Raw genomic sequence first — 13,759 nt, 5'->3', positions numbered from 1 at the left:
CCCACCAAGCTCGAAACCATCGCCGGAGTCACTCATATGAAATTCCTTCCAGCTTCTGCGGTAACACTACTGCTGCTCTTCTGTTACTGGCTGGTCATACGCTCCCCTCACTTCGAATCGGATGATGCCTACATAATCTACCTCGCATCAACTTGGGAATGGCATCGCTTCCTGTATGTCCCAGCAATCTATCAACAACTCTCAGCTGCCCACCTGACCCCGCTGACCGTACCCTTCTACTCCCTGGTACAGGCAATCTCCCCCTTTTCGCCGGATGCCTTTCTCAATACCCTGGTCGTCCTTCTCGGTTCGTGGATTCTCATCTGTTCGGCTTTTCTTCGCTCGCACTTCAAGCTTTCCGAGCGCTACATCATCTTGTTCGTCGTCATGCTTCTGTCCGTCGCTTCGACTGGAACACTTCTCAGTCGGTTCTATACAGCACACTACCTGCTAGGCGGCATTTTCGGCACGGCCTCACTCCTCGCCCTCAGCTACTACAGCAGAACCCAGCGATCCGCCGCTTACTTGATTGCAGTAGCACTGATGCTCTTGGCTCTGCTCTCAAAGGAAATCCTTGTGGCCATTCTGCCGATCAGCCTCATCGTGTTTATCAGTGACCGACGGCTGGCAGGAAAAATTCTTGCCACTGCTATCTTCGCAGGCCTCGCCTACCTAGCCTATCGTGGCTATATGCTCGGAGAACTAATGGGTGGCCGGGCAGCCGGGAATGGACTGAGCCAAGGACTCGCTACGATTCTCGAAACGCTTCCCGGTTTCTTAAAGTGGTATGCGAGCAACCGGGGACTGCTACTCCTCGCGCTAGTATGCACGCTATTTCTCAGTCCGCAGACGTCACTTGCCGGCCTTACGATCGCGGCGATGTTGGCTGCGCCGGCCCTCGCCGCTCCCCATGGCTTCAGCCATCCGGAACTGCACGGTGACCGCCTTTTCATCGCCAGCGACTTTGCACTGGCAGCTACCGTTACGCTCAGCCTGGCCCGCTGGAGATTCCTTGAGCATCTTCATGGCCACCCGCTGGCATCAACTGCAGTGGGCACCATAATCATTGCAAGCCTCGCCACCTCACTCTACCAGACACACCTTTACGACACACGTGCTCAAGACTCTCTCGAATACCGGATCACCCGGACAATCCTTGAGCACGAACCTTTTCCAACAGCAATTTACCTCCCAGAAAACTACCCAATGGGCAGCATGATCGTTGCACTGAAGAAGCATGACCCACGCCTACGTGAAGTCACTGCCGACTGCTTCGAAGCATTGCAGTGGAAGGACGCTAACAATCTGCTATTCGACTCCGATGGTCAGCCGCTTACGCGCGAAGAGCTTGCGCACCGCTGCATCTCCTTTGACCCACCGCCGACGCTCAACGGCGAGGTCATCTTCGACAAGGGCGTGTTGCGCTGGAACATCATTGGCTCAGACCAACTAGCTGCTGGTGTTTATTTCCCGGGGCACGCGTTTTTCATAGGCGCCCGGCAATTCGAGGAAAGGCTCATTCGTCCGGCTGCCGGCGAGAAATACAAACTCTATGCCCATGACGGAGTGCGATGGTGGTTCTCGGAAGAAAAGGAAGTCATCTTCAGGTAATACTTACCGCAAGTCATCCCCGCGCGAGCCGTTGCATTACGCGAGCGACGATTCACAGTTGCAAGGAAAAGAATAGAAAGCATGGGTGAAAACAATCAGGAGAAAGTAATCGTAAAAGAAATCTGGTTACTCTGATTAGAAAAAGTTAATGAAGGATTCTTTTTATTTTGCATACGTCCAGAACTTATGGGAAAAAAAAGTCAATAACGGCATGATGCAAAATAACAACGCGACTCCCGCCAGATAATGCCAGTTCAAAGCTTCAGCTACTGTACTAGCAAGTAATGAAACAGTTAATCCCAACAAGGATACGGCTAAGAAACGCATATAACGTTGGCGAGTGACCGCAGCCCGAAATGACCAACGGCTATTCACCCAGAAAGAAAAAAGATTAGCAGTGATAAATGCCATACCATTAGCGGCTACGGCATGAACGGAAAGCAATTCAACCAATCCAGTGACCATCATCAGGTGGATCAACGTATTCGCCACGCCAATCAGAGAAAAGCCAGTAAGTTGCCGTCCAGTTTCCCGGTTAAGCATCCTCGTTCCCCCCGCCATAACGCTGTCTGATGATATACACCGGTCGCTGCTTACTCTCACTGTAAATTCGTCCGATATATTCACCCAATACACCAATTCCCATCAGTTGGATGCCGCCGAGAAAGAGTATTGCCGTTAGCAATGAGGCATAGCCAGGCACGTCAATTCCAAATGCGAGGGTTTTAATGATGATCCAGCAACCATAAATTAATGCAAGCGTTGCCACAGTAAAGCCGATATATATCCATACCGACAGCGGAACCGTACTAAAACTGGTAATGCCTTCCAGCGCCAACGCCCATAAACGACGCGCATTAAAAGACGACTTCCCCGCTTTACGTGGCTCAACGGCAAACTCAACCACACTCTGCCTAAATCCCACCCAGGCGAATAGACCTTTCATAAAGCGCCTGCGCTCAGGCAAGCGCTTTAGCGCTTCGACAACCCGTTTATCCATTAAACGGAAATCGCCAACATCTCGAGGAATCGTGCACTCAGCTATCCTATTATGCAGCCGGTAGAACCAATGGGTTACGAGTTGTTGCACAAGATGATCCATTTCTCGTGACTTGCGTCGTGCCAATACTACATCACTCCCACTCTCCCACTGTCTCACCATTTCCACGATCAACTCAGGGGGATGCTGTAAATCAGCATCTAAAGGAATGACCGCATCTCCTCTTGCGGCATCAATACCCGCAGTCAGTGCAGCCTCCTTGCCAAAATTGCGTGACAACTCCAAAACCACAATACGTGGATTGCGTGCTGCATGTTGGCATAGCACTTCCAGCGTGTTATCGCGACTGCCGTCATCGATACAGACAATTTCATAATCATACCTTCCGAGTTTGACCAAAACCGACTCCAGTCTCCCGAAAAAGGCATCCAAACCGTCACCTTCATTAAAACAAGGAACGACAATGGATAAACACCGATTCAGTATGTAGCGCGCATTGCTCATATTGCCTATTTTCATTCAATATCAATGAATTGATTCATACGATGCCACCTATTTAACCCGAATATTTCATAAATTCGCGTGATGATCACGCAGGATTTTAATTAATAGGGAAGTTTTGAGAAGGAGGGGCGTAGTGATTCATACACCCGACTGAACAAAATCTTTCTTATGAATCAAAAGGCAAGTGAGGACACGTGCCAATTTATGAAATATTCGGGTTAATCCGGTCAATTGAAGTTTTAAGCTACCGCCTGCGGTAATTTGGATCTAATTTGTAATTAAAACTCTATCAAGACTGATAACTCAAGCTTATCCATATATGGACTCTTCCTGTTTTTCAAGCAAGGCAAAAGGAGTCCATTCATTACCCTACTGCGCTTCAAGAAATACAATCACATTTTCTAGTGGACCTACTTCGATAATACCTGATCCGAACCGTTCTCCAGCTACAAAAACTGTTTCATTCTTTATGCCTAGATAAGTGTTGGTGGCAGGATAAAAACGAAAGAGAAATCCTTCTGCAGTCTGATTGACACCATTTGCTGGAGAAAAAAGATCAGGAAATACTTGCTCGGCAAGCGCAAAGACTCTTTCCTCCTGATTGTTTTTGCCTTCAGCTAAAAAGATACCTCTACGGAAATCTCCACCAGGAGCCTCGAAAGATCCTCCGAAGACTATTTGGCCACTATCATTTAACTGCGTTGCACGCCCACCTTCTGTTGAACTATGAAGAATTTGGGATTCGCTGAATGTAATCACGCTCCCAGCAGTGCCATTAACAAATCTCTGAATCAGAAAATATAAACCCATTTCTTCGCCCTTGACGAAAAACGGCATTCCATCATATGCAACCAGTTCAAGATCTGATTTGCTGGTTCCACGCCAGATTCCAAACTTTCGGCTACTGGGAGATCCATATACATCTATGGAAGTATCGTCTGCATCTACAACAGTTCCACTCAAAGCAAACTGCCCAGCTTTATTCATTGCTATGCTTGAGAAAGCGCTGAAGAACCAGGTGTCACCAAAGCCAGGCGGCTGATCTGCAAGCTGTAACACAGTAGAAAGTTGAGAAACACCAGCTTCATTAATATTTGCATAAGGCTGGGATGGTCTGGGCGCTCCAGTTAAGATCGCTATAGAAGAATCTGTTTTAACCGGCACTATTGATAATCCATTGCTCGCTATTAATGGTAAGCTCGCCTCAGTGAATGGTAATAAGAACGTATTATTCACATCTTCAGCAAGAAACTCTCCTTCCAGGGATAGTAATTTAATTGCACCTGAACTATCTGCTACCCATAGACTTTTTTTTGCGGAACCATTAGCAGCATTACGCAAAATTGCAGGAAAACTTATTTCCCCTTGATCATTGAATGAAAGTATATTTGCGTTAATGGCAAATATATTCAGGCCTCGGTTGTCGAGATCCAAATGAAATGTTGTATCTGCCATACCTGGTACAGGGTCGCCACCAGCCAGTATCATCTGGGTTTTCTTTTGATCCCATTTGAAAATACCAAAAGTTTCAGATGGGCACAAAGCTCCCCCCAAGCCTGAACTAAAAGCAACTTTTCCAGATTGATTAATATTTACTGAACTTATCGCGGTTGATAACAATATATAACTACAATTCGCTACAGGCGAAGGAATTAATTCCAGTGTTTCAAAATTCCAGAACCATATACCCATTCGTTCACTTTGGTTACTATTGCGATCTGCGACTACTGCTTGAATAACCATGCCGGCATCGGTAAAAGCAAGATTTGTGATGCCTCTAATAGAGTATTCCTGCGAGAAACCTGGAGCTTGGTCCCCATTACGCAGTATCCCGTATATTTTTCCGCCGACGTAAGCAACCACCCCAAATGGATAATCTTGACTGATGGCTCCAAATTCTTTTAATTCCGCTATAAAACCTACATGCCCTGATTCTGTCACTATAATTCTTTCTGCCTGCATTGCGAAGATTCGGCTACCGATCGTATTGGTAGATAATGCACTGGAAAAAAATACATTGTCTGGAAATCCAGGCACCGAATCGTTTTCTTTTATAATTACTTTTAATTGCCCAGGCAGGCCAGACCAAACAGCATTTAACTTATTTCTGCCAATTGCATCACCAGTAAATGCAACATGACCTGAAGACCCTATAACGGGAGTCATTAGATTATTATAGGTATATTCAGATGTGAAACCCGCAGCAGACTGACCAGACTCAGCTATTAAATGGACTGCAGAAAATAAATAGCTAGAATATAAAATAGTTACATTCAATAGAATTACTTTTAGAAAAATTCTGAGGCTTGTTGCTCTCATCTTCATTTCATCTCACCTTATATTTTTTCTTTTTTCTGAAGACAACTCACTTATAACTATCGAGTTGAATGATTTTATATTACCCATTGTGTCAATTTACTTCACTCGCATGCCGGGCTGCGCACCGTCATCGGGAGAAAGGATATACAACCCTCCCCCGCCACTTCCATCGCTTGCTGCGAGCACCATGCCTTCCGACAGGCCAAATTTCATTTTGCGGGGGGCCAGGTTGGCGACCATCACAGTGAGGCGCCCTTTGAGCTGCTCTGGATCGTAAGCGGATTTAATGCCGGCAAATACCGTGCGTTGCTCCGTGCCAATATCCAGGGTGAGTTTCAGCAGTTTCTCCGCTCCTGCGACATGTTCGGCATCGACTATACGCGCGATACGTAAATCGATTTTGCCGAAATCGTCGATCGAGATGGTTTCCGCGATGGGTGCAATCGCACGCTGCTGTATATGCTGTTGCGCTTGTGAATGTCTTACAGGCGAATGGGAATCCGCGCTTGGGGCGATGGTCTGTTTATTGGCCTCGATCAGGGCTTCAATTTGCTTGGAATCAATACGCGTCATGAGGTGCTGGTAGGCGTTGATCGTATGGCCGGCAGGCAGCAGGACGCTGGATAAGGCTTGTCCGGCTTTTTGCTTGGGCCAGTTAAGTGATTCACAATTGAGGAAATGTTCGATTTGTTTGGCTGTGGCAGGCAGAATCGGTTTCAGATAGCACGAAAGCAAATAGAACAGCTGTATTCCTAAACTACAGACGCGGTGCAGCTCCTGATCGCACGCCGTATCTTTGGCGATATCCCATGGCGCCAGCTCATGAATCAGTTCATTCACTTCATCAGCGCGCTTCATGATCTGTCGCACTGCAGCGGAAAAATCCCGCTCTTCATACGCTTTTTCGATGACACCCGGCTGCCAGGTGGCAAAACGTTCATCAATCATTTGTTGCAGCAAACGATAATCATCACCGGCCACCAACTTGCCGCTGAAGCGTTTGGTGATGAAGCCCGCACAGCGGCTCGCGATATTGATGTATTTGCCGACCAAATCCGAATTCACGCGCACCGTGAAATCTTCCAGGTTGAGATCGATATCTTCCAGGGTGCCGTTGAGTTTCGCAGCATAGTAGTAGCGCAGCCATTCCGGATTGAGTTGCTGCTGCAAATAGCTTTCTGCAGTAATAAAGGTGCCGCGTGATTTACTCATTTTCTCGCCGTTCACGGTGAGGAAGCCATGCGCAAAAATCTGCGTGGGGGTGCGATATCCTGAATTCTCCAGCATGGCCGGCCAGAATAGTGCATGAAAATACAGGATATCCTTGCCGATGAAATGATACAGCTCTGTGTCTGTGTCTTTCTGCCAGAACTCATCGAAATCGATGCCGCGCTGTGTGCACAAGTTTTTGAAACTGCCCATGTAGCCAATCGGCGCATCAAGCCAGACATAAAAAAACTTACCTGTTTCTCCCGGTATTTCAAAACCAAAATACGGTGCGTCACGCGAGATATCCCAATCGGACAGTTTGTTCTCTCCTGCCTCCCCCAGCCACTCGTGCATTTTGTTGGCGGCTTCTGCTTGCAAGTGATTGGCCTCACGCGTCCAACGGCGCAGGAAATCTGCACAGCGACTATCCGAGAGACTGAAGAAAAAATGCTCGGAGGCTTTTTTCACCGGGGTAGCGCCTGATACAGCGGAGTAAGGATTTTTTAATTCCGTGGGTGCATAGGCCGCGCCACAGGCTTCACAAGAATCTCCATACTGGTCTTTCGCGCCGCATTTGGGGCATTCCCCCTTGACGAAGCGATCCGGCAGAAACATGTTTTTGACTGGATCATATAGTTGCTCGATGGCGCGTACTTTAATGAGCCCTGCTGCTTTCAACTTATGATAGATTTCTTCTGAATACTGACGGGTTTCTTGCGAATGCGTGCTGTAGTAATTATCGAAATTGACATGAAAACCCGTGAAATCCCGCAGATGTTCACCATGCACGCGCGCAATCAGCGCTTCCGGCGTCATACCTTCTTTCTCCGCACGCAGCATGATGGGCGTGCCATGCGTATCATCCGCACACACGTAATAAACGGTATGTCCCTGCATTTTCTGGAAACGGACCCAGATATCAGTTTGAATATATTCCACCAGATGCCCAAGGTGAATGCTGCCATTGGCATAAGGCAGCGCGGAAGTAACCAGAATCTTGCGTGTGTTCATCGATCGTCAGTATTTGAATGTTCGGAAAGGTAAATTGTAACAAACTGGATACTTTCCCCCGATATTTGTTAACATCAATGGTTTTAGCAAATGATGCTCTGCATAAAGGAGTGATATCGTGGCGATCACAGAACAACAAATAGAAACCGCCCTCAAGCAATTTATCGACCCGACCACGGGCAAAGACTACGTCACCAGCAAGGAAGTACACAACCTTAAAATCGATGGCAGCCATGTCTCGCTTGAGATCGAATTGGGTTATCCTGCAAAAAGCGTGATCGAATCGATCCGCCAGCAGGTCGGCGATACGCTGAAGACCATTCCAGGCATCGGCAACGTCTCCGTTAATGTCACCAGCAAGATTATTCCACACAGCGTCCAGCGTGGCGTCAAACTGATTCCCGGTGTAAAGAATGTAATCGCAGTAGCCTCAGGCAAGGGGGGGGTCGGCAAATCCGCCACGGCAGTCAATCTCGCCCTGGCACTCGCTGCTGAGGGTGCCAACGTCGGCATTCTGGATGCGGATATCTACGGCCCATCTCAACCGCAAATGCTCGGTATCAGCGGTCAGCCCGAATCACCGGATGGCAAAACCATCGAACCGATGCGCGCGCACGGCATCCAGGCGATGTCGATCGGCTTACTGATCGATGTGGAAACGCCAATGGTGTGGCGCGGTCCGATGGTCACGCAAGCCTTGCAGCAATTACTGAACGATACCCGCTGGCATGATCTGGATTATCTCGTTATCGATCTGCCGCCGGGAACTGGGGATATTCAGTTAACCCTCGCGCAGAAAGTTCCGGTGACCGGTGCGGTTATCGTAACGACCCCGCAAGACATTGCGCTGCTCGATGCGCGCAAGGGGCTCAAGATGTTCGAGAAGGTCGGTATTCCGATTCTGGGTATCGTGGAAAATATGAGCCTACACACCTGCTCAAAATGTGGTCATACCGAACCCATCTTTGGAACAGGGGGCGGTGAAAAAATGAGCAAGGACTACGAGGTGGAACTGCTAGGCGCGCTGCCACTGGATATCAAGATCCGCGAACACACGGATTCAGGCAAACCCAGCGTGGTCGCTGAACCAGATGGGCAGATTGCGGAGATCTATCGCGCCATTGCGCGCCGTGTCGCGGTCAAAATTGCCAATCTGGCAAAGGATTATTCCGAGGTATTTACTAAAATTATCATGGAGAATGATTGATAATCTGACATGACGATCAAATCAGACAAATGGATCCGCAAAATGGCCATCGAGCATGGCATGATCGAGCCCTTCGAGCCTGGTCAGATCAAGCAGAGGAATGGCCACAGTATCGTTTCTTACGGTACTTCCAGTTACGGTTATGATATTCGCTGCTCGGACGAATTCAAGCTGTTTACTAACCTGAATTCAACGATTGTCGACCCCAAACAGTTTGACTCAAATTCATTCGTCGATGTCAAAAGTGATATTTGCATCATCCCCCCTAACTCCTTCGCACTTGCGCGGACTGTTGAGTACTTCCGCATTCCGCGTAACATTCTGACGATTTGCCTGGGAAAATCTACCTATGCACGCTGTGGTATCATCGTCAACGTCACCCCATTTGAACCGGAATGGGAAGGCTTCGTCACGCTCGAGTTCTCCAATACCACTCCCCTCCCTGCCAAGATTTACGCCAACGAAGGCGTTGCTCAAGTCATCTTCTTTGAATCGGACGAAGTCTGCGAGACTTCATACAAGGATAGGAACGGCAAATACCAGTTCCAACAAGGTGTGACGCTGCCCAAGATATAAATGCTTAGAAATCTGCACTCTGGAAGCTGACAAATGCTATGAGAGCAATATACTCTACCAACGTCTAGTAGACCGCTCCGTTAAAACAATTACAAATTAACGGGGAATTGGTGGGTTATGCGATGAATGAAAGGATGACAACGGTTCTGGTTATACAGGCTTTGTTTCGCGCAACTGATAGAAAACTGCCGGAAAAGGGATTAGTTCTTCACTCGGATCGTGGCAGCCAATATTGTGCATATGATTACCAGGAAATATGGAAGCAATTCGGCATAATCGCTTCCATGAGCGGCAAAGGCGATTGCTGGGATAACGCTCCTATGGAAAGCTTTTAGGGGACTCTTAAAAACGAATTATACTCCGCGCGGTCACAGATACGGAAAATAGAAACGCAAAAAAATCCTTATAATTTAAGGCTTTCAGCACCTTTAAAATCCGCAATTGTGACCGCGCTGAGTATAGTACATCATCAAAAATTCAAAACACGACTGCAAGCAAAACAGGAAATTACCCAATATATAGAGATCTTTTATAACCGGCAGCGCAAACAGGAAAAATTAGGCTACCTATCGCCAGCAGAATTTACACAGCGATACTATGCCAATCTACTCGCTGCTTAATCATATGGGCCCCATATTTGACAACACACCTCAACGGCCATGATGGCGTCCAGGCTGTAGTGCTTGAGCGTGCGCCGAACGGCTCGCTCCCCTTCGTTTTGAACTACCGAGAAATCCTCGGCAGTTGCCGATTCCACCAGTTCGCCCTCGACAAAGATGTTCTTGAGGTGCAAGCCGATGTTGTCCGGGATGGTCTGAAACAGCTCGGCCATCTGGCGTTGCGGTAGCCACAGTGTCTCAGCGTGGATGAGGACGCGGACATGCACCTTCTCGTCATCACCGGTATAGAGAAGAAATGGCGACTCAGCCCCTGCACTGACCGTGATGGCTTGCTTCTCGACGGGCTTATCTTTTTTGATCACTGTTTGTTCACCTCTAAAAATTTCCGTACGTTCATGACGCCAGGCCCAACTCGCTATGCCAGGCCGCGAGCCGCGATGGCTCCTGCAAGGCAACCGCCAATGTCTGGTGTATTTCGTAGTGAGGTTCGCTGAGCGCTAGGTCTGCCTGCCATTGCTGGACGTAAGACTGAATCTCGGCCTGGGTATGCCGTGCTTGTGCGTTCTGGATTCGACGTTGCTCCCGACGGATCAATACATCTTGATGCTTGGCGTATTCCGCCTTGAATTCGCGTGTCCACCGGTTGGACAGATTGAGCAAAGTGTCGAGGTTGGCCGCTTTGGCTTGATCTGCTGGGGTGGCGACCGAGCATCGCACTGCAAGCTCCGGCAGCACATAGTCCAGCTGCAAGGCACCGTTGCCTGGGCGCAGATAGGGGTGAAACCAATCCGCGAAGTCGCCAGCGCTATGCACCGGCTTGTCGCCCTTGTTCGGCGCCTCGTTGCAGGTGCTGCAGATCAATTGCAGGTTGTCCGTGCACACGCTGAGTAGCGGAAAGGCGCTCTTGATGATCCAGTGGTCAACGTGCGGCGTGTCGCCGAGCGGGCCGCCGCACAGTACGCAAACCTCGCGGGCATGGGGGGCGGGGTTCAGGCGGTGCGCATTGCGGAAAGCGCTCACGTAGTCGGCGTAGTTGACGCCACCTGCAGCCGTGGGTGTGCCATTGGGCAGGTAGGGCAAGCCGCCGCGAAATCCCTTTTCGTAAAACGCCTCCATCAGCACCTTGAACGCCTTCCAGTCCGACTCGCTCGCAACGGGTCTGTTGACCGGCCACTGGGCAGGCGCGGGCTGAAACTGCATCGGTAGCGCCGAGACTGTCTGCACCCAGGCGGCCAACGCAGCCTTCTGCGCAGCAGGCATGGCCGCCAGTGCTTGTGCTCGACTCAACAACGATTGCCCGGCATCAACGCGCTGAAGAAATTCCCACAACCAATCCGCTTCGATCCCACTCGCTAAAACTGGCGGCTGCAAGCCTTGCTGATTGAGGTGGGCATCTGCGGTGGTAGGATCACACAACCACAGCGCAAAACGCTGCATCAACCGCTGGCAGGCGGCCAACGCCGGAGAACAAGCAACGCGATGGATGGGTTTAAGCATTGCCACCCCGCCAAGTATTGAGCAATGTGCGCAGCTCGCTGCGATAGAAGCCCGATCCCATCCGGGCGATCAGGCGCTCCAGATCGGCGATTTCGGCTGGTGTGCCGGTGGCTTGCCGAAGCTTGTCCTCAATGAACTCCTGGGCACGTTTGCCAATGCTGTCCTCGGCGCCGAACACCGTCATCATCAGTGCACTGGGGTCGGTGGCAAAGGTGGGTTCGTCCACGCTACGCACGGTCGAGCCATCCTGCGTTTTCTGCACCATCACGATCTCGTTGTTGAAGACATCCGAGAGCACGATGGCAGAGTGTGTGGAAATCAGCACGTCGTTGGCCGTATGGCGAATGGCATCGTCGATGATATCGACGATCTCGCGTTTCCACTTGTCGTTGAAATGGGTCTCCGGCTCATCGAGCAGCAGCAAGGCGTCCTGCTGCCCTTGCAACAAGTGAAACAACGCCATGCGGCCCAGCACCATTTGCTCGCCGTCTGAAAGCTCTTCGTAGCGCAGCACGCCGATGTCGTCTGCGCCGGGCTCGCCGCCATTGGCTGACACGGGCGCGCGGCGCAGACGCAGCAGCACATCGTCGAACAGGCCCGCCTGATTCAGTTCCAGCAAACGGGTGAAGAGATCAAAGGCGCTGGCGCCCTTCACGCCACCCAACAAGGCCCACAAGGCTTCGCCCTGGCTGCTGCAGGTTTGCAGTTCATCACGGGCGGCCGACGCAAAAGATGGGCTTTGCGCGTCAAAGGCCCCTTTGAAGTCAAATAACAGAGTGCGGCGCTGTTCTGTTGGGTGCGGCTCAGCAATCACTTCACTCGCGCAGAACCACCAGTCGTGCGCGGTTTCGCAGAGCTTTTGGTCCCACTGAGCGGTTTGAAAGCGCGAATGGAAGGCCACCGCCACCAGGTGGTGCCAGCCTCCACGTTCAAGCAGTTCTTGCAGCGCGTGCTTGTTGTTGTTGTTGTCGCTGCGGAACAAATTCGTCTTCGCGGTGTCAACTCCGGCGCAACCGGGATCTTCGGCTGCTTCGACAAAAGCTTGCGGCAGGGCTACGGCCAACAGCGCACACTTGAGTAGTGTGGCGTCCAGCAGCACAGGGCGACGAAAGCGGTCGCCTTCAGTACTGGTGCCATTCATGATTGGCCGGGATGTCTCAATGCCTGCTTGCCGGGCCGCTTGCAGCGCGTTTTCCTGTGCCGCTGTCCAACCCGCCGGGCGTTCGTCGCCTTGGGCATCGTCGCTGGTTTCCAGCAAGCCATCCGCGTGCTGATTGCGGCTCCATACTGAGCGCCAAGGGCGCAGGTCGCCCGTGGTGTAGGCCAACACTGCCGAGGGCAGCGCGATCTGCGGCGGCGTGCTGTCGCGCAGCGGCCAGCTGCCGGGGGCGATGAGTGCCGAGAAGCCCGGCACCGTCGGAATACCCTTGAGATTCAGGTGCTCGATGCAGGCGTCAAACACCTCCTGGCCGTTCTGGCCATCAAAGGCAAAGCGCTCGTGTAGCCACAAACTAGCTCGCTGGCGGCTGCCCGGGCAATGCAGCAGCAGCGTGCGGTGATTGGGTGAGCCGCGCACGCCCAGCTCGTACACCAGGCTGACCGGAAACGCCGGCACGCGCAGATCGGCCAGCGCCAGAAACACCTCGGCGACCGCGCGCAGCAGGTTGGATTTGCCGCTGCCGTTCACACCCACCACAAAACGGATGGCGCATTCGCGTGCCAGCGGCGAGCCACTGGCGAAGCACACCTTGATATCCGAAATCGGCGGGTAGTTCTGTAGGTGTAAATAGCGCAGGCGCATTACACAACCTCCAGCTCAACTTGCCCCGCCTCTACCTTGAGCGCACTGGCTATGTCGTCTTTGAGCTCGTCGAGAGAAGCGTAATGCTGGCCTTGATCGACAAGGTGGGTGAAATCCTTGCCGTCCTCATCTTCAAGCGAAATCACCTGAAACATCCCGCCCGCGCCAGCGTGCTCAGAAGTCTCGTAATCCAATTGCACTGCTAAGTAGTGGTGCCGCTGATCGATGCCGGCCGACAAAGCCTTGCGCAAGGCCTGCACATCCCCCATGCGGGTGAACTCATCGGGCCGCAGAGGGCGGAAGGCCTTGAGAAGCTGTCTGGCAAAACGATTTCCATTAGAATCAAGGATTTTTTGATAGTAAGCTAAGAGATGTCATACAAAACGGATATAAATGATGAGGAA

At 50.9% G+C, this 13,759-nt stretch carries 11 protein-coding genes and 2 pseudogenes; 5 read left to right on the top strand and 8 right to left on the bottom strand.

The annotated features are described in order from the left end of the window. Window positions 1-36: 36 nt before the first annotated feature. Complete coding sequence (locus tag BLP80_RS10275; RefSeq protein ID WP_090542948.1) at window positions 37-1,611, top strand: hypothetical protein; 1,575 nt, start codon at window positions 37-39, stop codon at window positions 1,609-1,611. A gap of 162 nt (window positions 1,612-1,773) precedes the next feature. On the opposite strand, the gene BLP80_RS10270 is transcribed toward BLP80_RS10275, so the two are convergent. The 4 genes from BLP80_RS10270 to metG all read right to left on the bottom strand — a co-directional run bounded on the left by BLP80_RS10270 (window position 1,774) and on the right by metG (window position 7,654). After that, window positions 1,774-2,172, bottom strand: a complete 399-nt coding sequence (locus BLP80_RS10270; RefSeq protein WP_090542945.1) for a GtrA family protein — start codon at window positions 2,170-2,172, stop codon at window positions 1,774-1,776. Beyond that, window positions 2,147-3,130 (bottom strand): glycosyltransferase family 2 protein, encoded by a 984-nt coding sequence (locus BLP80_RS10265; protein ID WP_256325042.1) that lies wholly within the window; start codon window positions 3,128-3,130, stop codon window positions 2,147-2,149. Before BLP80_RS10265 ends, BLP80_RS10270 begins: the two co-directional genes overlap by 26 nt. Window positions 3,131-3,484: 354 nt before the next feature. Beyond that, window positions 3,485-5,434: a DUF7453 family protein gene (locus BLP80_RS10260; protein WP_090542941.1), complete on the bottom strand. Its 1,950-nt coding sequence runs from the start codon at window positions 5,432-5,434 to the stop codon at window positions 3,485-3,487. Between the two features lie 96 nt (window positions 5,435-5,530). After that, on the bottom strand, window positions 5,531-7,654 hold the full coding sequence (metG, locus tag BLP80_RS10255) for a methionine--tRNA ligase (protein WP_090542939.1): 2,124 nt from the start codon (window positions 7,652-7,654) through the stop codon (window positions 5,531-5,533). Between the two features lie 118 nt (window positions 7,655-7,772). Here metG and apbC point away from each other — a divergent pair, with 118 nt between their 5' ends. The 4 genes and pseudogenes from apbC to BLP80_RS10235 form a co-directional block, all read left to right on the top strand. Beyond that, window positions 7,773-8,861 (top strand): iron-sulfur cluster carrier protein ApbC, encoded by a 1,089-nt coding sequence (gene apbC, locus BLP80_RS10250; RefSeq protein WP_090542937.1) that lies wholly within the window; start codon window positions 7,773-7,775, stop codon window positions 8,859-8,861. A gap of 9 nt (window positions 8,862-8,870) precedes the next feature. After that, window positions 8,871-9,437 carry a dCTP deaminase gene (gene dcd / locus BLP80_RS10245; protein ID WP_090542935.1) on the top strand — a complete coding sequence of 189 codons (567 nt, stop codon included), beginning with the start codon at window positions 8,871-8,873 and terminating at the stop codon, window positions 9,435-9,437. Window positions 9,438-9,541: 104 nt separating this feature from the next. Next, window positions 9,542-9,769, top strand: a pseudogene (locus BLP80_RS10240) (transposase); the annotation flags it as partial. 129 nt (window positions 9,770-9,898) lie between these two features. Next, window positions 9,899-10,057: pseudogene (locus BLP80_RS10235) on the top strand (IS3 family transposase); the annotation flags it as partial. On the opposite strand, the gene BLP80_RS10230 reads toward BLP80_RS10235, so the two are convergent. The 4 genes from BLP80_RS10230 to BLP80_RS10215 are packed head-to-tail and all read right to left on the bottom strand — an operon-like array spanning window position 10,054 to window position 13,624. Further along, window positions 10,054-10,419: a virulence RhuM family protein gene (locus tag BLP80_RS10230; RefSeq protein ID WP_176754337.1), complete on the bottom strand. Its 366-nt coding sequence runs from the start codon at window positions 10,417-10,419 to the stop codon at window positions 10,054-10,056. The pseudogene BLP80_RS10235 and the gene BLP80_RS10230 overlap by 4 nt on opposite strands. A gap of 31 nt (window positions 10,420-10,450) precedes the next feature. Beyond that, window positions 10,451-11,554: an HNH endonuclease signature motif containing protein gene (locus BLP80_RS10225; protein ID WP_090542929.1), complete on the bottom strand. Its 1,104-nt coding sequence runs from the start codon at window positions 11,552-11,554 to the stop codon at window positions 10,451-10,453. Continuing rightward, window positions 11,547-13,355 (bottom strand): AAA family ATPase, encoded by a 1,809-nt coding sequence (locus BLP80_RS10220; RefSeq protein WP_090542925.1) that lies wholly within the window; start codon window positions 13,353-13,355, stop codon window positions 11,547-11,549. Before BLP80_RS10220 ends, BLP80_RS10225 begins: the two co-directional genes overlap by 8 nt. After that, window positions 13,355-13,624, bottom strand: a complete 270-nt coding sequence (locus tag BLP80_RS10215; protein WP_176754336.1) for a hypothetical protein — start codon at window positions 13,622-13,624, stop codon at window positions 13,355-13,357. Before BLP80_RS10215 ends, BLP80_RS10220 begins: the two co-directional genes overlap by 1 nt. Between the last annotated feature and the right edge of the window lie 135 nt (window positions 13,625-13,759).

The organism is Nitrosomonas sp. Nm132 (assembly GCF_900100485.1).
GTDB lineage: Bacteria > Pseudomonadota > Gammaproteobacteria > Burkholderiales > Nitrosomonadaceae > Nitrosomonas.
This window is presented reverse-complemented; position numbering and strand designations above follow the sequence as displayed.

Excerpts from the sequence above, each read along its gene's own strand:
- BLP80_RS10275 (WP_090542948.1), top strand. The coding sequence starts at position 37 with ATGAAATTCCTTCCAGCTTCTGCGGTAACACTACTGCTGCTCTTCTGT.
- BLP80_RS10270 (WP_090542945.1), bottom strand. The coding sequence starts at position 2,172 with ATGGCGGGGGGAACGAGGATGCTTAACCGGGAAACTGGACGGCAACTT.
- BLP80_RS10265 (WP_256325042.1), bottom strand. The coding sequence starts at position 3,130 with ATGAAAATAGGCAATATGAGCAATGCGCGCTACATACTGAATCGGTGT.
- BLP80_RS10260 (WP_090542941.1), bottom strand. The coding sequence starts at position 5,434 with ATGAGAGCAACAAGCCTCAGAATTTTTCTAAAAGTAATTCTATTGAAT.
- metG (WP_090542939.1), bottom strand. The coding sequence starts at position 7,654 with ATGAACACACGCAAGATTCTGGTTACTTCCGCGCTGCCTTATGCCAAT.
- dcd (WP_090542935.1), top strand. The coding sequence starts at position 8,871 with ATGACGATCAAATCAGACAAATGGATCCGCAAAATGGCCATCGAGCAT.
- BLP80_RS10225 (WP_090542929.1), bottom strand. The coding sequence starts at position 11,554 with ATGCTTAAACCCATCCATCGCGTTGCTTGTTCTCCGGCGTTGGCCGCC.
- BLP80_RS10220 (WP_090542925.1), bottom strand. The coding sequence starts at position 13,355 with ATGCGCCTGCGCTATTTACACCTACAGAACTACCCGCCGATTTCGGAT.
- BLP80_RS10215 (WP_176754336.1), bottom strand. The coding sequence starts at position 13,624 with ATGGGGGATGTGCAGGCCTTGCGCAAGGCTTTGTCGGCCGGCATCGAT.